The sequence below is a fragment of the Streptomyces sp. NPDC059740 genome (assembly GCF_042733155.1).
Classification (GTDB): Bacteria; Actinomycetota; Actinomycetes; order Streptomycetales; family Streptomycetaceae; genus Streptomyces.
This window is the reverse complement of record NZ_JBHWGP010000039.1, coordinates 15036-36873: the sequence shown is the minus strand read 5'-3', so window position 1 is coordinate 36873 and position 21838 is coordinate 15036. Positions and strand designations below refer to the sequence as shown.

At 74.7% G+C, this 21838-nt stretch carries 19 protein-coding genes; 13 read left to right on the top strand and 6 right to left on the bottom strand.

Annotation, left to right across the window (positions count from 1 at the left end):
- The first annotated feature begins 13 nt into the window (after nt 1–13).
- On the top strand, nt 14–1960 hold the full coding sequence (locus ACFV3R_RS29635; RefSeq protein ID WP_385589536.1) for a DUF2264 domain-containing protein: 1947 nt from the start codon (nt 14–16) through the stop codon (nt 1958–1960).
- A gap of 51 nt (nt 1961–2011) precedes the next feature.
- On the opposite strand, the gene ACFV3R_RS29630 is transcribed toward ACFV3R_RS29635, so the two are convergent.
- A complete protein-coding gene (locus ACFV3R_RS29630) occupies nt 2012–3511 on the bottom strand; it encodes a PHB depolymerase family esterase (protein WP_385589534.1) in 1500 nt (499 codons plus the stop codon).
- 450 nt (nt 3512–3961) lie between these two features.
- Here ACFV3R_RS29630 and ACFV3R_RS29625 point away from each other — a divergent pair, with 450 nt between their 5' ends.
- The 7 genes from ACFV3R_RS29625 to ACFV3R_RS29595 all read left to right on the top strand — a co-directional run bounded on the left by ACFV3R_RS29625 (nt 3962) and on the right by ACFV3R_RS29595 (nt 12133).
- On the top strand, nt 3962–4780 hold the full coding sequence (locus ACFV3R_RS29625; RefSeq protein WP_385589532.1) for a 3-hydroxybutyrate dehydrogenase: 819 nt from the start codon (nt 3962–3964) through the stop codon (nt 4778–4780).
- Nucleotides 4781–5091: 311 nt separating this feature from the next.
- Nucleotides 5092–5367 carry a hypothetical protein gene (locus tag ACFV3R_RS29620; protein WP_385589530.1) on the top strand — a complete coding sequence of 92 codons (276 nt, stop codon included), beginning with the start codon at nt 5092–5094 and terminating at the stop codon, nt 5365–5367.
- Nucleotides 5368–5562: 195 nt separating this feature from the next.
- On the top strand, nt 5563–6612 hold the full coding sequence (locus tag ACFV3R_RS29615) for a LacI family DNA-binding transcriptional regulator (RefSeq protein ID WP_385589573.1): 1050 nt from the start codon (nt 5563–5565) through the stop codon (nt 6610–6612).
- Nucleotides 6613–6752: 140 nt separating this feature from the next.
- The gene (locus ACFV3R_RS29610; protein ID WP_385589528.1) at nt 6753–8633 is read left to right on the top strand and encodes a glycoside hydrolase family 2 protein; all 1881 of its coding nucleotides are present in this window, start codon (nt 6753–6755) and stop codon (nt 8631–8633) included.
- A gap of 227 nt (nt 8634–8860) precedes the next feature.
- Nucleotides 8861–10219: an ABC transporter substrate-binding protein gene (locus ACFV3R_RS29605; RefSeq protein WP_385589526.1), complete on the top strand. Its 1359-nt coding sequence runs from the start codon at nt 8861–8863 to the stop codon at nt 10217–10219.
- A gap of 43 nt (nt 10220–10262) precedes the next feature.
- On the top strand, nt 10263–11189 hold the full coding sequence (locus ACFV3R_RS29600; protein ID WP_385589524.1) for a carbohydrate ABC transporter permease: 927 nt from the start codon (nt 10263–10265) through the stop codon (nt 11187–11189).
- Entirely contained in the window at nt 11186–12133 is a 948-nt protein-coding gene (locus tag ACFV3R_RS29595) for a carbohydrate ABC transporter permease (protein WP_385589571.1), read from the top strand. Before ACFV3R_RS29600 ends, ACFV3R_RS29595 begins: the two co-directional genes overlap by 4 nt.
- Nucleotides 12134–12173: 40 nt before the next feature.
- On the opposite strand, the gene ACFV3R_RS29590 is transcribed toward ACFV3R_RS29595, so the two are convergent.
- From ACFV3R_RS29590 to ACFV3R_RS29575, 4 genes are all read right to left on the bottom strand, one after another.
- The gene (locus ACFV3R_RS29590; RefSeq protein ID WP_385589522.1) at nt 12174–13238 is read right to left on the bottom strand and encodes a YihY/virulence factor BrkB family protein; all 1065 of its coding nucleotides are present in this window, start codon (nt 13236–13238) and stop codon (nt 12174–12176) included.
- Between the two features lie 202 nt (nt 13239–13440).
- Complete coding sequence (locus tag ACFV3R_RS29585) at nt 13441–14265, bottom strand: transporter substrate-binding domain-containing protein (RefSeq protein WP_385589520.1); 825 nt, start codon at nt 14263–14265, stop codon at nt 13441–13443.
- Nucleotides 14266–14422: 157 nt separating this feature from the next.
- Entirely contained in the window at nt 14423–15190 is a 768-nt protein-coding gene (locus ACFV3R_RS29580) for an alpha/beta fold hydrolase (RefSeq protein WP_385589518.1), read from the bottom strand.
- 120 nt (nt 15191–15310) lie between these two features.
- Nucleotides 15311–15439 (bottom strand): LPFR motif small protein, encoded by a 129-nt coding sequence (locus ACFV3R_RS29575; protein WP_385589516.1) that lies wholly within the window; start codon nt 15437–15439, stop codon nt 15311–15313.
- A gap of 374 nt (nt 15440–15813) precedes the next feature.
- Between ACFV3R_RS29575 and ACFV3R_RS29570 the strand changes: the two genes are divergently transcribed.
- The 5 genes from ACFV3R_RS29570 (at nt 15814) to ACFV3R_RS29550 (ending at nt 20463) form a co-directional block, all read left to right on the top strand.
- On the top strand, nt 15814–16593 hold the full coding sequence (locus ACFV3R_RS29570) for an SDR family NAD(P)-dependent oxidoreductase (protein WP_385589569.1): 780 nt from the start codon (nt 15814–15816) through the stop codon (nt 16591–16593).
- 36 nt (nt 16594–16629) lie between these two features.
- Entirely contained in the window at nt 16630–17793 is a 1164-nt protein-coding gene (gene dgoD, locus ACFV3R_RS29565) for a galactonate dehydratase (protein ID WP_385589567.1), read from the top strand.
- 55 nt (nt 17794–17848) lie between these two features.
- Complete coding sequence (locus ACFV3R_RS29560; protein ID WP_385589514.1) at nt 17849–18517, top strand: bifunctional 4-hydroxy-2-oxoglutarate aldolase/2-dehydro-3-deoxy-phosphogluconate aldolase; 669 nt, start codon at nt 17849–17851, stop codon at nt 18515–18517.
- A complete protein-coding gene (locus ACFV3R_RS29555) occupies nt 18514–19476 on the top strand; it encodes a sugar kinase (RefSeq protein ID WP_385589512.1) in 963 nt (320 codons plus the stop codon). Before ACFV3R_RS29560 ends, ACFV3R_RS29555 begins: the two co-directional genes overlap by 4 nt.
- Nucleotides 19477–19545: 69 nt before the next feature.
- Nucleotides 19546–20463, top strand: a complete 918-nt coding sequence (locus tag ACFV3R_RS29550) for an SMP-30/gluconolactonase/LRE family protein (protein ID WP_385589510.1) — start codon at nt 19546–19548, stop codon at nt 20461–20463.
- A 71-nt stretch (nt 20464–20534) separates the two neighbouring features.
- Here the strand turns inward: ACFV3R_RS29550 and ACFV3R_RS29545 are convergent, their stop codons facing one another.
- A complete protein-coding gene (locus tag ACFV3R_RS29545; protein WP_385589508.1) occupies nt 20535–21821 on the bottom strand; it encodes a DUF4380 domain-containing protein in 1287 nt (428 codons plus the stop codon).
- Nucleotides 21822–21838 lie beyond the last annotated feature (17 nt).

Below are 21838 nucleotides of genomic sequence, written 5' to 3'. Positions count from 1 at the left end.
ACAAGGAGCCGCCGTGCCCGCCCCCCACCTGCCGCTGCCCCCCACCGACCGGGTCCGCTCCCCGCGCACCGGGTGGACCCGTGCGCACTGGGAGGCGGTGGCCGACCACCTCCTGGCGTCCGTTGCGCCCTACGCGACGCCGGGCGCCGCCCAGTACCGGCTGCCGGGGCGCGCCTCCTGGTCGGGTGTGGTCTGCGACGGCCTGGAGGGGTACGCGCGGACGTTCCTGCTGGCCGCGTTCCGTGTCGCCGGGGCCCGGGGCGCGGTCGATCCGCTTCTCCTGGAGAGGTACGCGCGGGGCCTGGACGCCGGCACCGACCCGGCCTCGGGCGAGTCCTGGCCGGCGCTGACGGACTGCTCGCAGCAGATGGTGGAGGCCGCCTCGGTCGCGGTGGGCCTGCACGAGACCCGCCCGTGGATCTGGGACCGGTTGGACGCGCGGGTGCAGGAGCGGGTGGTGGACTGGTTCTCCGGTTTCGTCTCGGCCCGCACCTGGGACAACAACTGGCGTCTGTTCCAGGTGGTCGCGGAGCAGTTCCTCGCCTCGGTCGGCGCGCCGCACAGCCGGGCGGACATCGAGGGCGGCCTGGAGCGGATCGAGGACTGGTACGTCGGCGACGGCTGGTACACCGACGGCGACGGGCGCAACTTCGACTACTACGGCGGCTGGGCCCTGCACCTGTACCCGCTGCTGTGGGCGCGGATCGCGGGCCCGGAGGACGGCGGCAGGGCGCAGGTCTACCGGGAGCGGTTGTCGCTGTTCCTGCGCGACTACCCGCGTTTCTTCGGCGGTGACGGCGCGCCGGTGCACCAGGGGCGGTCGCTGGCCTACCGGTTCGCCGCCCTCGCCCCGGTGTGGCTGGGTGCGCTCGCCGACTGCTCGCCGCTCGCGCCGGGCCTGACCCGCCGGCTGGCCTCGGGGGCGGTGCGGCACTTCATGGAGCGCGGGGTGCCCGACGAGCGGGGCCTGCTGCCGCTCGGCTGGTACGACACCTTCCTGCCCACGACCCAGCCCTACTCCGGGCCGGCCTCCCCGTACTGGGCGAGCAAGGGCTTCCTCGGACTGCTGCTGCCCGCCGACCACCCGGTGTGGACCGAGCGTGAACTCCCGCTCCCCGTCGAGGAGTCGGACAGTTGCACCGCGCTCCCGGCTCCCGGCTGGCTGCTGCACGCCACCCGCCACGACGGCATCGTGCGGCTGGTCAACCACGGCAGCGACCACAACCCGGCCTCCGGCCCGGCCGAGGACGACCCGCACTACGCGAAGTTCGGCTACTCCACGGCCACCGCGCCGGAGGCCGGCGACCTGGCGTGGCGGGCCGGCCTGGACGGCCACTTCGCGGTGGTCGGCGCCGACGGCCGCCCCAGCCGCCGCCGGCGCATCGTCCCGCTGTCCTGCCGGGGCGGCACGGCCTCCTCCCGCTACGAGGCGCAGGTCGGAGCCGGAACCGACGGGTCCGGTCCGGGCGGTGGGGCGGGGGGCGGCGCGGGGGCGGTCTCGGTGAGCACCACCAGTGTGGTGCACGGGCCGTGGGAGGTCCGGGTGCACCGCGTGACCGGGCCGCACACGGCGGTGCGCGAGGGCGGGTACGCGGTGGCCGACGCCGCTCCGCCGCAGGTGGCCACGGGGCCGGACTGGGCGGTGGCACGCACCACCGCGGGCCTGGCCAGCGCTGTGGTGGGGCTGTACGGCTGGGGGCCGGCGGACGCCGACGAGGGCGGTGCCGGGGTGGCGCGGCAGGTCGGGGCCAACGCCTTCGGCTCCCATTCGGCGACCCCGTACCTGAGCGCCACCGGCGCGGGGCGGGAGTTCTCCGTCCACGTGACGCTGGTGGCGCTGACCCGCGACGCCCTCGACCCCGGCGCCCTGCGCACCGCGGTGGACTGCGAGGTGGTGGGCGAGGGGGCCGGGGCGCGGGTGGTGGTGCGCTTCCCGGACGGGGAGAGCGCGGAGTGCTGAGCGGACGGCCCGCCCCGGCCCGGGGGAACCGCTTGGTGGCGGACCGTCCGCTCAGGACCCGCAGCCCGAGTCGGCGATGACGTAGGTGTCGGCGCCGGTCTGCTTGAGGGTGTGGGTGGTGAAGACGTTGTACAGGCCCATGTTCTGGTTGGAGCCGTCGGCGTAGGTGTAGCCGCCGCTGGTGTGGGCCCTTCCGGCGGCGACGTGGGCGTAGTTGGTGGCGGTGAAGCACTGCGCGCTCTGCCCGCCGGTGGTGGTGGCGCTGACGGCGGCCGAGGGGCTGCCGGTCCGGCCGTCGGAGCCGGTGGCGGCGACGGTGTAGGCGTAGGTGGTGCCGGCGGTCAGGCCGGTGTCGGTGAAGGAGGTGGCGGTGGCGGTGCCGGCCTTCGTCCCGTTGCGGTGGACGGTGTAGGAGGACGCGCCGGAGACGGGGTTCCAGGACAGCGAGGCGCCGGTGTCGGTGGTGGCGGTGACCTTCAGCCCGGTGGGGGCGGGCAGGGTGCCGGGGTCGGGCTGACCGCCGCCGTCGCCGTCCAGGCCCCAGAACTTCGCGGTGTAGTAGGAGGAGCAGACGGTGTCGAGGAAGTAGGCGCCCGCGGTGCCGCACTGTTCGTCGCCTGAGCCGGGGTCGACGGGGAGGCCGTGCCCCATGCCGGAGATCTGGAAGAGGGCGACGGCGGGCTTCCCGCTGCTGTCGTCGTAGAGGCTCTCGGTGGTGTTGCCGGGGAGCGTGGCGGTGCTGGACGCGGTCTGGCCGGTGCCCCACACGTCCGTCCACTGGTCGCGCAGTTCGGTGCCGTTGACCGGGTAGACCGTGTAGTCGGCACTGCCCTGCCAGATGGCGACCCGCGGCCACGGACCCGAGTAGCCGGGGTAGGAGGCGCGGACCTTGTCACCCCACTGCCCGGGGCTGAGGTTCTGGTTGTTCATCTGGCAGCCGGAGGCGGCGGTGAGGGTGGTGGCGCACTGCGCGGGCAGCCCGGAGTCGACGGAGCCGCCGGCGAAGACGTCGGGGTAGTCGGCGAGGAGGTCCGCCGCCATGCCGCCGCCCGCGGACAGGCCGGTGACGTAGACCCGCTTCGGGTCGCTGCCGAAGGCCGACTGGGCGTAGGAGACCATCTGCCGGACCGAGGCGGCCTCGCCCTTGTCGCGGGTGTCCTTGGTGGAGTCGAACCAACTGAAGCAGGACTGGATGTTGTTGGCGGAGGTGGTCTGCGGGAAGACCACGGCGAAGTGCCACTTGTCGGCGAACTTGGGCCAACCGGAGTTGCTGTAGTAGGCGTTGGCCGACTGGGTGCAGCCGTGCAGTGCCACGACGAGCGGGGCGTTGGCCGGCAGGCCGGCCGGGACGTAGGCGTACATCTGGAGGTTGCCGGGGTTCGCGCCGAAATTGGTGACCTGCTGGAGGCTGCCGGCCGCGGCTGCGGGCGCCGGGGCGGCCACCCCGAGCACACCGAGCAGTCCGGTGAGGGCGGTGACGAGGGCCGCGGCCAGCAGGTGGCGCAGCGGCCGGCGGGCGGGGGGCCGGCGGCGGGGTGGGGGCGGTGTCATGGCGGCTCCTGGGGGTTGCCGGATGTGCGGGCCTGACGGGGGGTGGTGGCCGCGGACCCGGCGCCGGTCCGGGGCGGCGGGCGCGGGCAGGACGGCGGCGGGGGCGTCCTGCGAAGTCCTCGCGCCGCGGGTGTTCCGCGGGGCGCGACCGGGCGGGCCGGGTGCGAGGGCTTCCGAGGCGGACGGTATTCCCGGCCGCCTCGCCCGCGTATGGGAGCGGCCACCATCCGCGAGCCCCTTCGGTGGTGTTCCCACCCGTTGCCCAAGGGCCCCCTCACCACTTCGGCGCAGTCGGCCGGGGCCCGGCGCCGCGTCCGGGCCGGTGTGCGGGCGGCCGGCGTCCCGCGTTCCCGGGCCGCTCTCACCATGGCCCCGCGCACCACAGGTGACCGGCGGTTTGTGTGGGGGGCTCATGTGCATCGGGGTGCGGGCCGTGCCTACGGTACGGCCATGGACAGCTCCCGTGACCTGCGCCCCGAAGCCCCCTCCCGCACCCCGGCGAACGCCCGGGCCGACGCTCCGCCCGGCTCCCTGGCGGGCCGCACGGCGCTGGTGACGGGCGCGGCCGGCGGGATCGGACGGGCCTGCGCCCTGGCGTTGGCGGCTGCCGGCGCACACGTGCATGTGGTGGACATCGCGGCCGGGAAGGCCGCCGAGGTGGCGGCGCAGGTCGGCGGCCAGGCGCACGTGGCCGACCTCTCCGACCCCGAGGCGGTGGAGGCGCTCCCGGCGGACGTGGACATCGTCGTCAACAACGCCGGGCTCCAGCACGTGGCGCCGGTGCACGAGTTCCCGCCGGAGCGCTTCGCCCTCATCCAGCGGGTGATGGTGGAGGCGCCGTTCCGCATCCTGCGCCGCACCCTGCCGGCGATGTACGAGCGGGGCTGGGGGCGGGTCGTCAACATCTCCTCCGTCCACGGGCTGCGGGCCAGCCTGTACAAGTCCGCCTACGTGAGCGCCAAGCACGGCCTGGAAGGGCTGAGCAAGGTCGTTGCGCTGGAGGGGGCGCCGCACGGGGTCACGAGCAACTGCGTCAACCCCGCGTACGTCCGCACCGCACTGGTGGAGCAGCAGATCGCCACCCAGGCCAGGTCCCACGGCATCCCGGAGGAGGAGGTGGTGCAGCAGGTGATGCTGGAGCGCACCGCCGTCAAGCGGCTGATCGAGCCCGAGGAGGTGGCGGAGGCCGTGCTGTGGCTGTGCGGCCCGCACAGCGGCTACATGACGGGGGCGAGTCTGACGCTGGACGGCGGGTGGACGGCGCACTGAGCCGCTCCGGGCGCGGGGCGCACGGCCGGTGGGGCGCGGGTGCGGGCGGCTCCGGCCCGGGGGCGGCCGTGCGGCGCGCTCCTCGACCGGCGCGCCCGCCCCGCTGAGGCGCGCGTGAGGAGCGCGTGACCGGTGAGGGGCGCGGGGCGTGCGGGGCGCGCAGAAGTAGTGCACACAGGACCGTGTCACCTGAAAAACGGCTTTAGTGGCGTAAGTCGTCCTGGAACGGGTCACAGTGTCAGTGCCCGGGATGTTCCCGGGCGGATTCGATGACGTGGGCACCTGGTGCCACGTCAGGAAAGGGAGCTCCCATGGCTCGTTTTCTGACCCGTCTCTCCGTCGTCGCGGTGGCAGGCGCGGCGGCCCTCGCCGTCGCCCTGCCCGCGACGGCCGCCTCCGCCGCCCCCGCAGCCGCCCCGCAGACGGTGACCGCCGCCGACCCGGGCGACTGGGGACGCCACCACGACGACTGGGGCCACGGCCGCGACCACGGCCGCTGGCACCACGGCCGCCACCACCACGGTGGCTGGCACCACGGCCACCACCACGGTGGCGGGTGGCACCACGGCGGCGGCCACCGCCGCTGACCGGTGTGCGCGGCCGTGAGCGCCGGCCGCGCACACCCTGCGCGGTAATCGGGAACAGGACGACGTGCCGCCTCGACGCTGTCGGGGCGGCACGCCCGTGTCCGGGCGGGTCACACCGCCTGCCGTGCGGTCCCCCCGGGCGCGGGACCGGCCGATACGATCGACGCCGCACCGAGGAGAGGCGGGGACGTGAGCGTGGCGGCGAGGCCGAGGATCAAGGACGTGGCCCGGTACGCGGGCGTCTCGGAGAAGACGGTCTCCAACGTCATCAACGACTACCAGCACGTCTCGGACCGCACCCGGCAGGCCGTGCGCGAGGCCATCGACGCCCTCGGGTACCGCGTCAACCTCGCCGGCCGGCAACTGCGCACCGGACGCACCGGCACGGTCGCGCTGGCCGTGCCCGAGTTGGACGTGGCCTACTTCTCCGAGCTGGCCAAGCACGTGGTCGAGGCGGCCGAGGAGCGCTCCTGGACGGTCCTGGTGCACCAGACGGGGGCCCGGCCGGAGCGCGAGAGCGCCGCCCTGCGGGGCTTCGAGTCGGACTTCGTGGACGGCGTACTGCTCAGCCCCCTCTCGCTGCGCCCCAAAGACCTGGCGGCGGCGGACGTCCGGGTGCCGCTGGTCCTCCTGGGCGAGCAGGAGATCCCGGGGCTGGGCGACCATGTCGGCATCGACAACGTGGCGGCGGCGCGCGAGGCCACCGCGCACCTGCTGGCGGCCGGGCGCCGACGGATCGCGGTGGTGGGCGGCGACACCTCGCCGGAGGCGGCGGCCACCGAGCGGCTCCGCACCGAGGGCTACCAGCAGGCCCTGGCGGCGGCCGGCCTCCCGTTCGACCCCGGACTGCTGGTGCCGGTCGAGGAGTTCCACTGGCGGGACGGGGCCACCGCCACCGCCGCGCTGGTCCGCCGCCGCGAGCGCCCGGACGCGCTGCTGTGCCTCAACGACCACCTGGCGATCGGTGCGCTGCGGGCCCTGCACGAGGCGGGGCTGTCCACGCCCCGGGAGGTGTCGGTGGTCGGCTTCGACGACATCCAGGCCGCCGACTTCACCATCCCGTCCCTCACCACGGTCGCGCCCGACAAGCCGGCCCTCGCCCGCACCGCCGTCGACCTGCTGGCGCACCGCATCGAAGCGGGTGCCGAGCAGGCCGGTCCGCCGGCGCTGCGGCGGGTGGGCCACCGGCTCGTGGTGCGGGAGAGCAGCGTGCCGCCGCCAGGGGGCGACGGCCGGGAGGGCTGACCCCCGCCCCGCGCTCCCGCTCCCCCGACTCACCTGCCACGCAGTCCCCTTCCGCCTATTTACATCGATGTACAAGACGTGGTGGCATGACCCGGCAGCACCTCGCAAGCCCTTACCACCGCAGAGCAATCGGGAGCGCCGTGTCCGACGAGACCCCTTCCATCCCGCGCCCGGAGTACCCCCGGCCCCAGTTCGTCCGCGACCGCTGGCTGTGCCTCAACGGAACGTGGGGGTTCGAGATCGACCAGGCCGACACCGGCCTGGAGCGCGGGCTGCGCGAGACCGAGCCCGCCGGCGAGATCACCGTGCCGTTCTGCCCCGAGTCGCAGTTGTCGGGCGTCGCGCACACCGACTTCCTGGAGGCCGTCTGGTACCGGCGGCGGGTGACCGTCCCCGCCCAGTGGCAGGGATCGCGCGTCCTCCTGCACTTCCAGGCCGTCGACCACGACGCGACCGTCTGGGTCAACGGCGTGGAGGTCGCCCGGCACCGCGGCGGGTTCACGCCGTTCACCGCGGACCTGGCCGGCGTCGCCGAGGCCGGCGAGGAGGCGGTCGTGGTGGTGCGGGCACGGGACAGCCGGCACGGTCCGCAGGCGCGCGGCAAGCAGGCGACCTGGTACGGCAACTCGGGGTGCCACTACACCCGCACCACCGGCATCTGGCAGACGGTGTGGCTGGAGCCGGTGCCGCGCGCGGTCCACCTGCGCCGGCCCCGGATCACCCCCGACCTGGCCGCCGGGGCCTTCCACGTCGAGGTGCCGCTGTCCGCGTGCCTGCCCGGCCACCGGGTGCGGGCGCACCTCTCGGACGGATCGGGAGAGGTCGTCACCGCCGAGGCGCGCGCCGACCTGTCGGCCGCACCGCGCCTGGTGCTTGCCGTGCCCGAGGAACGGCGGCGCACCTGGTCGCCTGCCGACCCGCACCTGTACGACCTGCGGCTCGAACTCCTGGACGCGGGCGGCGAGGTGGTGGACTCGGCGGACTCCTACGCCGGACTGCGCTCGGTCACCGTCCGCGGCCGGGCGGTGCTGCTCAACGGCGAACCGGTCTTCCAGCGCCTGGTGCTGGACCAGGGGTACTACCCGGACGGCCTGATGACGGCACCCGACGACGCGGCGCTGGTCCGCGACATCGAGCTGGCGCAGGCCGCGGGGTTCAACGGGGCGCGACTGCACCAGAAGGTCTTCGAGGAGCGCTTCCTCCACCACTGCGACCGGCTCGGCCACCTCGTCTGGGGCGAGTTCGGGGACTGGGGGTGCGAGACGGGGGCGCGCGGGAACAACCAGCAGCCCGACGCCTCGTACACCACGCAGTGGCTGGAGGCGGTGGAGCGCGACTACTCCCACCCGGCGATCGTCGGCTGGTGCCCGCTCAACGAGACCTACCAGCCCCTGCACGACCGCATCACGGTCCTCGACGACGTCACACGCGGCATGTTCCTGGCGACGAAGGCGGCGGACGGCACCCGTCCGGTGCTGGACGCCTCGGGTTACGCCCACCGGGTGCCGGAGACCGACGTCTACGACGCGCACTGCTACGAGCAGGACCCGGCCGCCTTCGCCACCCTGATGGCGGGGCTCGACAAGGGCACCCCGTACGTCAACACCGGCCCGCAGGGCGAGCCGTGGTCGCAGCCGTACCGCGGACAGCCCTACTTCTGCTCGGAGTTCGGGGGCATCTGGTGGGACCCTGCGGCCGCCGCCGCCCGCGACGAGGAGCGCGAGGTCTCCTGGGGGTACGGTGAACGCCCGCGCACCGCCGAGGAGTTCCACGCGCGCTTCGCCGGGCTCACCGGGGCGCTGCTGGACGACCCGTTGATGTTCGGCTACTGCTACACCCAGCTCACCGACGTCTTCCAGGAGACCAACGGGGTGTACGCCTTCGACCGTTCACCCAAGCTCGACACCGCCCGGCTGGCGGCCGCCCAGCTCCGTCCCGCCGCGTACGAGAGCGCCGGCGGCCCGGCGGTGCTTCCGCTCACGCCGCAGCCGCCGAAGGCCCCGGAGCCCGGGAGCGCCTGAGGTCCGCACGCTCCGCCGGGCCGCCCCGCCCCACGGGCCCGTGGACCGCCCACCGGTCGGGGACGTGGCTCCTTAGAGGTTCTTTCACCCCGCCTCCCCGGGCGGAACAGGTGGCGCCCAGATCTTTACATCGATGTAGAGGCGGCGGTACAAACAGCCTGCAGCACGCCCCACGGCCGGGCCGACACCCTGGCCGCGGGTGTCTCCCGCCCGTTCCCGGAGGGTCCATGCCCGCGCACTTCCCACTCGCCCCGACCGGCAACTCCTCGCCCTCCCGCAGGAGTCTGCTGCGCGGCGCCCTGCTGGGGCTCGGCGGTGCGGTCGCCGGCGGGGCGCTCACCGCCTGTGCCACCGCCGACGCCGCCGAGGGCGCCGGCACGCTCCAGATGTGGGACCTCTTCCAGGGTTCCGACGGGGCGCTGATGTACGAGGTGCTCGACGCGGCCCGCCGGCGGATGCCGGGCCTGTCGGTGAAGCGGACGGTGCTGGAGTGGGGCACGCCCTACTACACCAAGCTGTCGATGGCCTCGGTGGGCGGCCGGGGCCCCGACATGGCGATCAGTCACATGTCGCGGTTGGCGGCGCTGGCCCGCAGCGGCCTGCTCGACCCGTGGGATCTGGACCTCATGGCCCGGTACGGCGTCCACCGGGACGACTACGCCTCCTCGGTGTGGCCGATCACCCAGTACGGCGGACACACCTACGCCATGCCGCTGGACACCCACCCCTTCATCGTCTTCTTCCACCCCGACATCGCCCGCAGGGCCGGCCTGCTGGACGACGACGGGGCCCTGGACCCCGGGGCGTTCTCCTCCCCGGAGCGCTTCCTCAGCTCCTCCCGGGCGCTGGCCCGGGCCTCGGGCCACGAGGGTGTCGCCTTCGGGCACGCCAACGACCCCTCGCAGTGCTGGCGGCTCTTCTACGCCCTGTACCGGCAGACCGGCGAGGCCATGACGCTGACGCCGGGCAGCAGGGCGGGAGTCGACCTGGACCGGATGACGGAGGTCGTCGCCTTCATGAGCCGGCTCCTGGACGGCCGGACCAACCCGCGGCACCTGGACTACAACGCCGGCATCGCCTCGTTCGTCAACCGCCGCACCGGGCTGATCCTCTCCGGTGAGTGGGAGCTGGCCACCTTCCGCACCGCCGACCCGAAGGTGGACGCGGCGCCCTTCCCCACCGTCTTCGACCACCCCGCCGTGTACGCCGACTCGCACTCCTTCGTCCTCCCCCACCACCCCGATCCCGGCCCCGAGCGCCGCCGCCGCGTCCACGAGACCGTCGCGGCGGTCCTGCGGTCGGGCCAGGTGTGGGCGAAGGCCGGTCACATCCCGGCCTACCGGCCGGTGACCCGCACCGCGGCGTACCGGGCGCTGCGCCCGCAGCGCGACTACGTCGCCGCCCAGGCCCACACGGTCTTCGACCCCGTCGCCTGGTTCACGGGGGCGGCCTCCGACTTCCAGAACCAGATGTCGCAGACGCTGCAGACGGCGCTGATCGAGGACGTGCCGCCCGCCCAGGTGGCGCGCACCATGGTGCGCAAGCTGGACGGCTTCCTCACGCAACCCGACCCGTCGGCGCCGTGACCGCCCGCCCGCCGACCCCGCCACTCAAGGGAAGACGTCCGCGATGACCTCCCCCTCCTCTCCGGGGACGACCCCCGTCCCGCGACCGCCGAGCCGGCCGGCACCCCGCCGCCGGCCGCCCTCCTCCGGTTTCCTGTTCGCCCTGCCCTTCCTCGTGCTCTTCGCGGCGTTCCTGCTCTGGCCGCTGGCGCAGGGGGCGTGGACCAGCCTGACCGACACCTCCCTCACCGGCCGCGGCGGGAACTGGGTGGGGCTGGACAACTACGCGCAGGCCCTGACCGACGCGACGATGTGGCAGACGCTGGGCAACACCGTGCTCTTCACGGTGGTCTCCACCGTCCCGCTGGTCGTGGTGGCGCTCGCGATGGCGCTGCTGGTCCACACCGGTCTGCCCGGACAGTGGGTGTGGCGGCTCGCGTTCTTCGCGCCCTACCTGCTGCCGGTCGGCGTCGTCTCGCTGCTCTTCATCTGGCTCTACCAACCCGACCTCGGGCTGTACAACCACCTGCTGGCCGCGGTGGGCGTCGAGGGGCCCGGCTGGCTGACCGACCGCTCGGTGGCGCTCTGGTCGATCGTGCTGACCACGGTGTGGTGGACCGCCGGCTTCAACTTCCTGCTGTACCTGGCGGCGCTCCAGTCCATACCCGACCACCTCTACGAGGCGGCGGCGCTGGACGGTGCGGGCGCCTGGCGGCGACTGTGGTCGGTGACGCTGCCGCAACTGCGGCGCATCACCGGGGTGGTCACCGTGTTGCAGGTCCTCGCCTCGCTGAAGGTCTTCGACCAGGTCTACCTCCTCACCAAGGGCGGGCCCGACGGCTCCACCCGGTCGGTGCTGGAGTACGTCTACGACACCGGCTTCACCGGCTACCGGCTGGGTTACGCCTCGGCGGTCAGCTACGTCTTCTTCGCCCTGGTCATCGGCGCCACGCTGGTGCAGATGGCCGCGTTCCGCCGTAAGGAGAGCTGACCGTGGCCGTCTCCCCCCTCACCGCCCCCGACCGCCGCCGACCGGTCCCCGGGCCCGGCAGCCGCGTCCGGCGCACCCGGCCGGACACCGTGCCGAGCCGCCACCGCCCCACGCTGGGCAGCGGACCCACCGCCCGGGTGGCGGCCGGCTGCGTCCTGGTGCTGCTCGCGGCCACCTGGCTGCTGCCGCTGCTGTGGGGCCTGCTGACCTCGGTGAAGTCCGAGCGGGACGCCAGCGACGGCGAGCACTGGCTGTGGCCGCAGGGCGGTCTCACCCTCGCCGGGTTCCGCACCGTCTGGGAGCGCGGCGAAATCCCGCTGTGGATGTGCAACAGCCTGCTCATCGCCACGGCCGTCACCGTCATCACCGTCCTGACCTCGGCGATGGCGGGGTACGCCTTCTCCCGCACCCTCTTCCGCGGCCGGCGGGGGCTGTACGCGCTGACGGTCGCCGGGATCATCGTGCCCCCGCAGATGCTGATCGTGCCGTGGTTCCAGCAGATGCTGGCCCTGCACCTGCTGGACACCTACGCCGCCGTGATCCTGCCGCAGACGGTCGCGCCGGTCATGGTGTACATCCTCAAACGGCATTTCGACGGGATGCCCCGGGAGTTGGAGGAGGCGGCGCGGCTGGACGGTGCGGGGCTCTGGCGCATCTTCTGGTCGGTGCTGCTGCCGCTGTCCCGGCCGATGCTCGCGGCGGTCGGGATCTTCGTCTTCATCACCGCCTGGAACAACTTCCTGTGGCCGTTCGTCGCCACCAGCGACCCCTCGCTGATGACGCTGCCGGTGGGCATCACCACCGTCAAGGACGCCTACGGGGTGCAGTACGCCCAGACGATGGCCTCCGCAGTCCTCAGCGCACTGCCGCTGCTCGTGGTCTTCCTGCTCTTCCAGCGGCACATCGTGAAGTCGGTGGCGACGGCGGGCCTCGGCGGTCAGTGAGCGCACCGCCGGGCGCCCGCCGCCGACGCCCGCGGCGTCCTCAGGAGCCCTGCTGCCCCTCGTCGTCGGCCTTGGTGGTGTCCCGCGGCCTGACGTAGGGCTCCCGGCCGCGGGGGAAGCCGCCGAGCGCCGCGCGTTCGCGGTGCAGCTCGGCGTCGAACTCCAGGCCCAGCAGGATGGCGGTGTTCGTCAGCCAGAGCCACACCAGGAAGATGATGACGGCTGCCAGGCTGCCGTAGGTCTTGTTGTACGAGCTGAAGTTGGCGACGTACAGGGCGAACAGTGCCGAGGCCACGCCCCAGATGAGCAGCGCCAGCAGGCTCCCGGTGCTGACCCAGGCGAACCCCTTGGTCCGCGCGTTGGGCGCCGCCCAGTACAGCAGACCGATCATGAGGACCACGAGGATCACCAGGACCGGCCACTTGGCGTAGGACCAGGCGGTGAGCGCTCCTCCGCCCAGCCCCACCACGTCGCCGGCCCGCTTCGCGACGGAGCCGCTGAAGACGAGGATGATGCCGCAGGCGCAGGCCATGAGCAGCAGTGCGAGGGTCACGCCGACCCGGATGGGCAGCACCTTCCAGGCCGGGCGCCCCTCGGGGACGTCGTAGACGGCGTTGGCCGCGCGGATGAAGGCCGCCACGTAGCCGGACGCCGACCAGAGCGCGCCGAGCACACCGACCACGGCGAGCACCGAACCGAGGCCGGCGCTGGACTGCACCTGCCCGATCCCCTTCACCAGGACGTCCCGCGCCGCCCCCGGGGCGAGCTGGCGCACACTGTCGATCACGCGCTGGGAGGTGGAGTGCCCGGTCACGCCCAGCAGCGAGACGAAGACCAGCAGGGCGGGGAAGAGCGCGAGGATGCCGTAGTACGTCAGCGCCGCGGCCCGGTCGCCGAGCTCGTCCTTCTTGTACTCGCGCAGCGTGCCGCGCAGCACCCTGCGCCAGGAGTCGCGGGTCAGCCGGGTGGGCGCGTCCGGGGCACGTTCCTCGACCCGGCTGTCCGGTCCCCGCAGGCCCGGCTGCTCACCGGGCTGCCCGGGTGCGGGCTCGTCGCCCGACCGGTGCTGGTCGTCGTCTCCGGAGGGTGTCCACTTGTGTGCCATGAGGGAGGTGTAACCGCCGGGGGCGGAAGAAATCACTCTCCGTGGAAAGCGTCCGGCGCGCAGCCGCCGGGCCGCCGGGGCCGCGGACGCCGGCGGCAGGCCGGGCGGCACGGGCCGGGGGCGGCGGCAGGCGGCCCGCGGCGGCAGCCCGGCCCTTCCCTGCCCTGCCCGCCCGTCCGGGCACCGGGCACCGGGCACCGCCTCAGCCCATCCACTGGTCCTCGTACTTCTGGTAGGTGCCGTCGTGGGTGGCCAGGTGGACGAACTGGTCGACGTAATGGCGGAAGGGCTCGTCACCGCGCGGCAGGGCGTAGGCCTTCTCGGCGAAGGTGAACGGCTGGTCGGGGTGGACGGAGCAGAGCTGCGGGTGGACGGCGGCCTGGTACCTGGTCTCGGAGGCGTCGGTCATCATCACGTCCGCGCGGCCCTGGACGATCTCCTCGAAGATCGTGGTGTTGTCCGGGTGGACGATCAGGGTGGCCTTCTTCAGGTGGGCGCGCGCGAACTGCTCGTTGGTACCGCCCGGGTTGACGACCACCCGCACGCCGGGCCGGTCGATCTGGTCCAGCGTCCGGTACTTGTCCTTGTCCGTGCAGCGGACGATCGGGGTCTTGCCGTCCTCGGCGAGGGGCTCGCTGAAGTACACCGACCGCGCCCGGGCCAGGGTCACCGACACCCCTCCCACCGCGATGTCGCACCGCCCGGCGCCGAGGTCCGCCACCATGTCCGCCCAGGTGGTCGGGGTGAAGACGGCCTTCGCGTCCAGGCTCGCAGCCAGGTCGCGTGCCATGTCGACGTCGACGCCGCTGTAGTGGCCGGCCGCGTCCCGGTAGGTGAAGGGCCGGTAGTCCCCCGTGGTGCAGACCCGGAGGGTGCCTCGGTGGGGCACCGCGTCCAGCAGTGAGCCGTGGTGCGCAGCGGCGGCCCGGTCGGCGGTGGCAGCGGGCTGCGGAACCCCGCTGGAGGGCGCCGCCGTGGTGAGGGCGAGCACGCAGGCGAGGGCGGAGAGGGCGGCGAAACGCTTCATGCTGGCGGCTCCGGTCGGGGGGAGGAGAGGACGGCGCACTGCGCGTGTTCCTGCTCAGTGGCGCGCGCCGATCCTGGCAGAGCCGCGAGGCCCCCGGAAGCGGCTGACCGGAGTACGGACGGCCCGGCTCAGCTCCTCCCGCCCCGCTGCCGGAGTGTCACCGGGGGCCCACCGCGCCGGCGGCGCTCTCCTCGACCTCGCGCAGGAAGCGGCCGAGCACCTCGGCCCCGCGCCGCGGGTCCTGGAGCATCCACCAGTGGCCGAGCCCGTCGAGAACCGCTTCGCGCGCTCCCGCCCGGCCGGCGGCGCGACGGCGCTGGGCCGGCGTCCCGACGTAGGGGTCCTCGGTGGCCACGATGCTCAGGCCCGGCCGGACCGCGGCGGACGGCAGCGCTTCCCCGCGCTCGGCCATGGCGGGCTGCGCGGCGGAGCGGTAGAGGGCCAGGATGCACCGGCCCATCTCGGGGGTCTGGGCGGCGGCCATGGCCTCGGCGACCTCGCGCGGCGCCCCCTGGCGCACCAGCCACTGCGCCCGCCGCTCGGGCGGCGCGTCCGTCATGGCGGCGACCGCTTCGGGGCCGCCCGGCGACTGCCAGGTCAGGGCCCGGTCGTGCCAGACGTACTCGGGGTCGTAGACGCCCAGGATGTCGGTGGTCCAGCTGCGCACCAGGTCGGGGCGGGACATGGCCAGGTTCACCACGTGGCCGCCGCCCCAGTCATGGCCGACCAGGTGGACCGGCCCGCCCAGGGCGCTCACCTCCTCGGCCAGCCAGTCGCGGTAGGCGTCCACCGTCGCAGCGAACCCCTCCGGGACCGGCGCGCCGAACCCGGGCGGGGAGAGGCGCACCACGTCCTCGCGGTCGAGGGCGGCGACGAGCGGGTCCCAGAGTGCGCTGCTCTCCGGGTTGCCGTGTACGAGGACCACCGTCACGGGGTCAGGGCCTTTCTGTCGGGGGCCGGAAGTGCCCGGACGCGCCGGCACCCGCCGGGCGGCGCCGACGGGTACCGGTGTGCGGGGTCGTGCGGTCGGCCACCACCTCGTCCCTCAGAGGTGGCCGTGCGCGGTGTCGGAGGCGCCGCCGAAGAGACGGGCGACCAGGCGGAAGGGGAGGGTGACGACCGTGGCGATCGCGCCGCCGATCGCTCGGAAGACGTCCGCAATGGCTCGGAACATGGCTTTGCACCTTTCTCCTGGTGTCACCGGCCGCTGCTGCGGGCCGGTGGCGATGTGGGTGATGTCGCGGTCACTGTGCCGGTGCCCGACCGCGGACGGCGCAAACGGGGGTCTGACGAGGGCGGCCCTCACAGGCCGGGTCCCGTCCGGTCACGGTCTCCCGCGCGCGCCCGCGTCCGCGTCCGCCGTTGCGGCGGGTACGTCGGCGGGGGTTCCGCGCGGCCCGGCTCGCCGGGTGCGGCCTCCCCTGCCGCCCGGACCGGGGAAGGGTCCGTGGTGGCCTCGTCCCGGCGGACCCCTTGGCGTCAGGAAATAATTCATATTTAATAGGGGGACGTCGTCAGCCGCATCCGCCGGAGCCTTTCGTGAACACTGTGTCCTCGGTCGCACCGATCCTTGCCGCGCGCCGCTTCGAAGGCCGTTGCGCGCTCGTCACCGGCGGGGCCTCCGGCATCGGGGCGGCCACGGCACGCCGGCTGGCCGCCGAAGGGGCGGGCGTGGTCATCGCCGACATCGACGCGGCAGCCGGCGAGGAGACCGCCGCAGCCGTGCGGGCCGAGGGGAACCGAGCGCACTACCACCACTGCGACGTCTCCGACGAGGGCTCCTGGGCTGCGGCCGTGGCCGAGGCACGGCGCCGCTTCGGGCCCGTCTCCCAGTTGGTCAGCAACGCCTACACGGTGCGCGTGGCGCCAGCCGACGCCACCGGGCGCGAGGAGTGGGAACGCCAGATCGGCGTCACGCTCACCGGCTCCTTCCTCGGCGTCCGCGCCTGCCTGGCGGACCTGCGCGAGACCGGCGGCAGCGCGGTCCTGGTCTCCTCGGTGCACGCCCTCGTGGGCCTGCCGGGGCGCCCCGCCTACGCCGCGGCCAAGGCCGGCCTCACCGGCCTGACGCGCCAACTCGCCGTGGAGTACGGCTCGGACATCCGCGTCAACGCCGTCCTCCCCGGCCCCGTCCTCACCCGGGCCTGGGACGAGGTCGACGAGGAGGACCGCCGCGCCAGCGCCCAGCAGACCGCCGCCGGACGGCTCGGCCGCCCCGAGGAGGTGGCCGGCGCCATCGCCTTCCTGCTCTCGGACGACGCCAGCTTCGTCACCGGCGCCTCCCTCGTGGTCGACGGTGGCTGGAGCGTCTACAAGACCTCCTCCTGACCACTGCCCGTCCGCCGTTCCGCCCGCCGCACCGCCCTGAGGAGACCAGCCCCCATGAAGATCACCCGCGTCGAGACGTTCGCCGTGCCGCCCCGGTGGCTGCTGTGCCGCGTCGAGACCGACGAGGGCCACGTCGGCTGGGGTGAACCGGTCGTCGAGGGCCGGACGGCCACCGTGCGGGCTGCCGTGACGGAACTGGCCGACCAGTTCCTGCTCGGCGCCGACCCGCTCAGCGTCGAGGACCTGTGGCAGCGGATGACCAAGGGCTCCTTCTACCGCGGCGGCCCCGTCCTGTCCTCCGCCGTCGCCGGACTCGACCAGGCGCTGTGGGACATCGCCGGCAAGCACTACGGCGTGCCCGTGCACCGGCTGCTCGGCGGCCCGGTGCGCGACCGGGTCCGCGCCTACAGCTGGGTCGGCGGCGACGAGCCCTCCGCACTGCGGGACCAGGTCCAGCAGCAGGTCGAGGCCGGCTTCACCGCGGTGAAGATGAACGCCTGCGGACGCATGAACCGCATGGCCACCGTCGGCGACATCGACGGCATCGTCGCCCGCGCCGGCGTGGCCCGCGAAGTGCTCGGCGCCGAGGGGGACTTCGCCGTCGACTTCCACGGCCGCTTCAGCGCCGGGAACTCCCGCCGGGTCCTGCCCCACCTGGCGCCCCTGAACCCGCTGTTCGCCGAGGAACCGCTGCTGCCCGAGTACCCCCACCTGCTCGCCGACCTCGTCGCCGCCTCCCCGGTCCCGATCGCCACCGGGGAACGGCTCTACTCCCGCACCGACGTCCTGCCCGCCCTCCGGGCCGGGGTCGCCGTGCTGCAACCCGACCTCTCGCACGCCGGCGGCATATCCGAAGTGCGCCGGATCGCCGCCCTGGCCGAGACCTTCGACGTACCCGTGGCCCCGCACTGCCCGCTGGGGCCGGTCTCCCTCGCCGCCAGCCTCCAGATCGCCTTCTGCACCCCCAACTTCCTCATCCAGGAGCAGAGCGTCGGCATCCACTACAACACCGGCGCCGAGGTGCTCGACTACGTCACCGACCCCGAGCCCTTCCGCTTCCACGACGGCCACCTGCTGCGCACCACGCGCCCGGGGCTCGGCGTCGACGTGGACGAGCGGGCCGTACGCGCCGCCGACGGCTTCGAGACCTGGCACAACCCCGTGTGGCGGCACCGGGACGGCTCGTTCGCCGAGTGGTGACCGCTCTCCTCCGCCCGCCCCCCGCCTCCCCCCGACCCCTCTGGAGCATCGCGGCATGACCCCGTCCACCCCGGCATTCCTCTCCCGCCTGCGGCAGGAGCGCCTGGTCGCCATCGTGCGCGGCACCGACCCCGAGGCGGCCCTGCGGACCGTCCTGACGCTGGCCGAGGAGGGTGTGCACCTCCTGGAGGTCTCGCTGACCACCGCGGGAGCCCTCGACGTCATCCGCCGCGCCGCGGACCTGCTCGGACCGGAGGTCCTGCTCGGCGCCGGCACCGTCCTCGACGCGGACGACACGCGGGCCGCCGCTCAGGCCGGCGCCCGCTGGATCGTCACCCCCGTGGTGTCCGAGGCCGTACCGGCCGCGGTCGAGGCGGGGCTGCCCGTGCTGGCCGGGGCGCTCACCCCCACCGAGGCCCACGCCGCGGTGCGCGCCGGGGCGGACGCCGTGAAGCTCTTCCCGGCCTCGGCCGGCGGCCCGGACCTGCTGCGCGCCCTGCGCGACCCGCTGCCGCACATCCCGTTCGTGCCTGTCGGCGGGGTCGACGAGGACGCCGCGCGGGCCTACCTTGCGGCCGGCGCCGTCGCCGTCGGCGTGGGCTCACCGCTGGTCGGCGACGCAGCCCGGGGCGGCGACACCGGCGGACTGCGGGAGCGCGCCCGGGCCTTCCTGGCCGTGTGTCGCGCGGCCGCACCGGGCCGGGACGGGGGCGCTCAGGCGTGACCACTCCGGCTGCCGACGTCCTCACCTTCGGCGAGACCATGCTCGCGGTGCAGGTCCCCGGCCCGCTCACCGCGGGAGGCCGGGCGACCACCACCGTCGCCGGCGCCGAGTCGAACGTGGCCGTGGGCCTCGCCCGGCTCGGTCACCGAGCCGCCTGGGCCGGCCGCCTGGGCGCCGACGAGCCCGGCCGGACGATCCTGCGCGCCCTGCGCGGCGAGGGGGTCGACACCGGCCACGCCACGACCGACGAGGCGGCACCGACTGGCGCCATGCTGCGCGAGCGCCGCGTCGCCGACCTGGCCCGGGTGCACTACTGGCGCACCGGCTCCGCCGCCGCGCAGCTGACGCCCGCGCACCTGGCGCCGGCGCTGGCGGCGGGCGCCTGCGTACTGCACCTGACGGGCATCACCTGCGCGCTCGGCCCCGGCCCCCTCGCCGCCGTGCAGGCCGCCGCCGCACACGCACGGGCGCAGGGCTGGACGGTGTGCCTGGACGTCAACCACCGGGCCAGGCTGTGGGATGCGCAGGCCGCCGCGCGGGCACTGCGTCCGCTGCTGCCGCTGGTGGACGTGGTGGTGGCCTCCGACGACGAGTTGCCGGTGGTGGCGGGCGGGGACGAGGCGGACGAGGAGAGCCGCGTGGCCGCACTGCTGGCGGCGGGCGTCACCGAAGTCGTGGTCAAGCGGGGCGCGTCGGGCGCCGAGGTCCGCACCCGCTCCGGCGGGAGACTGAGCGCGCCGGCCCGCGAGGTGCCCGTGCGGGACACCGTGGGCGCCGGGGACGCCTTCTGCGCCGGTTACCTCTCCGGCCTGCTGGACGGCCTCGACGCCGGCGAGCGGCTGCACCGCGCGACCGTGGCCGGGGCCTTCGCCGTGGCGAGCACCGGTGACTGGGAGGGGCTGCCGCACCGCGACGAGCTCGCGCTGCTCGACGCCGCCCCCGGCAGCGCCGTGCGCTGACCCGCCGCCCCACCGCACCCGTCCCGCACACCTCCGGCCCCGGCGGTCGGGAAAGGAACCCCTGAGCCCATGCACACCGACCCCGCCCTCCGCGTCGACGCCGGCACAGTCCGGGCACTCTCCTGCGAACGTCTGGAACTGGGCGAGGGGATACGACTGCTGGCGGACGGCCAGGTGGTCCTGGTCGACATCCTGGCCGGCCGGCTGCTGCGCCTGGACCCGGGGGCGTCGCCGGAGCAGGAACTGACCGAACTGGCCCGGCTGGAGGAGCCGTTGGGTGCGGTGGCGCCCGTCGGCCCGGCCGGCTCGGGTCGGTGGCTGGCCGCCGCCGGCACGGGCTTCGCGCTGCTGGACACCGGCCCCGGGGCGGACCCGCGGCCCCGCTGGGTGGCCCGGCCGCTACCGGCCACCGGACCCGGACGGCGCATGAACGACGCCGTGTGCGACCCCGCCGGCCGCATGTGGGCCGGTTCCATGGCGTACGACGGGACGGCGGGGGCGGGCAGCCTGTACCGCATCGGCCCCGACGGCACGGTCACCGAGGTCCTGGGCGACCTGACGGTCCCCAACGGCCCCGCCTTCTCCCCGGACGGCAGGACGCTGTACCTCGCCGACAGCGCCCGCGGGCACATCGACGCCTTCACCGTCGACCCGCGCCACGGCACCCTGCACGACCGCCGCCCGTTCGCCCGGGTGGACCCGGCCCAGGGCAGCCCGGACGGCATGGTGACGGACAGCGCCGGCAGGCTGTGGTGCGCCCTGTGGGGCGGCGCCCAGGTCAGGTGCCACGCCCCCGACGGCACCCTGCTCGCGAGCGTGCCGCTGCCGGCCCGGCAACCCACCAGCATCTGCCTCACCGGCCGCCGGATGCTGGTCACCACGGCCTTCTTCGGCCTCACCGACCCGGGCCCGCTGGACGGCGCGGTACTGGAACTCGCCTGCCGGGTGTCCGCGCCGCCCACCCCGGCGGCGGCCTGGGTCGGCTGAGAAGGCGGGCCCCGCGGGCAGTTGAGGCAGCGGGGCCCGCGGTCGGCTGAGTCGGCGGGGCCCGCGGCGGGTCAGTCCGGGACCGTCGCCCTGCCCATGCAGGGGACGTCCGCCTCCGGGCCGAGCAGCACCGCCAGGGTCGTCCCGGCAGGCACCGCCGCGAGTGGCGGCAGGCTCGCCAGGTCCACCGCCTCACCCGCACGCACCGGGACGCCCGTGCGGTGCGCTCGCCCGGTACCGCCCGCCCCGGTGCGCACCACGACCTCCTCGCCCGTCGCGGTGCAGGGCACGAAGCTGCCGCCCAGCCGCACCCCGCCGTCCGGGGTGCGCTCCGCGGTCAGCGGCCGGTTCCACCAGCCGAACGCGCCGGCGTCCGCCACCGCGCCGCCGTGCGGCCCGAGCAGCACAGTGGTGTCCAGCTCCATGGTCCGGCCGGGGTCGAGGGTGACCAGTGGGCCGAGCACCTCGCACTCCACGATGCGGTGGGTGGGCCGCAGGTCCCCCAGGTGCGCCAGCGGCTCGTCCAGCGGGTGCTCCAGCCAGATCTCGGCGCGCGAGCCCCCGTCCGGGTAGGCGGCGCCGGGCGTCACGGGGAAGCGGTGCACCCACGTCCCCGCCGGTCCCACGTGCGCGACCCAGCCGGCGGCGGTGGGGAAGCCGACCTTGCCGACCACGTCCTGCGCCGGTACGTGCGCGGGTGCCCCCGCGGCCGTGCGCACCTGCGGGACGCCGGTGCCGGCGACGAGTTCCCGTACGGCGGGTCCGGGCTCGCCGGCCAGGCCCACCCAGACGCCGTCGCCCTCCTGCGCGGGCGGGTGGCCGGGGAGTTGGGCCACGTTCCACAGCGCCCACCGCACCGGGTGGTCCGCGGTGTTGGTGGCGGACAGCCGCAGGCCGTAGGAGGTGGCGCCGGCGCGCAGGGTGACCTCCCGGCGCAGTTGCAGGCCGGTCCGCGGGTCGGGGGCGCTGGTGAGCGTGGCGCGGACGTGTTCGCCGGCCGGGTCCGTCTCGGTCTGCACCCGGTAGGGCCCGGAGTCGAGCACGGGGTCGGGCGGCCCTGCCCACTGCTCGGGCCCGGACCAGCCCTGCGGCGCCGGCCAGGTCTTGTCGCCGCCCCAGTTGCGCCAGTCGGCCATCCGTCCGTCGTGGGGGCCCACGGTCGAGGCGTCGCGGGCCCCGCACTCCTCGTCCAGCAGTTCGGGCGAGCGGTGCAGGAACTCCCGCCCGTCGCACCGGACGGACAGCAGGCGTCCGCCCAACTGCGGGGCGAGCACCAGGCACAGTCGCCCGTTGGTGAGATCGACGACGGTGTGGCCGCCGGCGTCACGGGTGGCCACCCGTACCCGGTCACTGGTCATGGGGTCTCCTGTAGCGG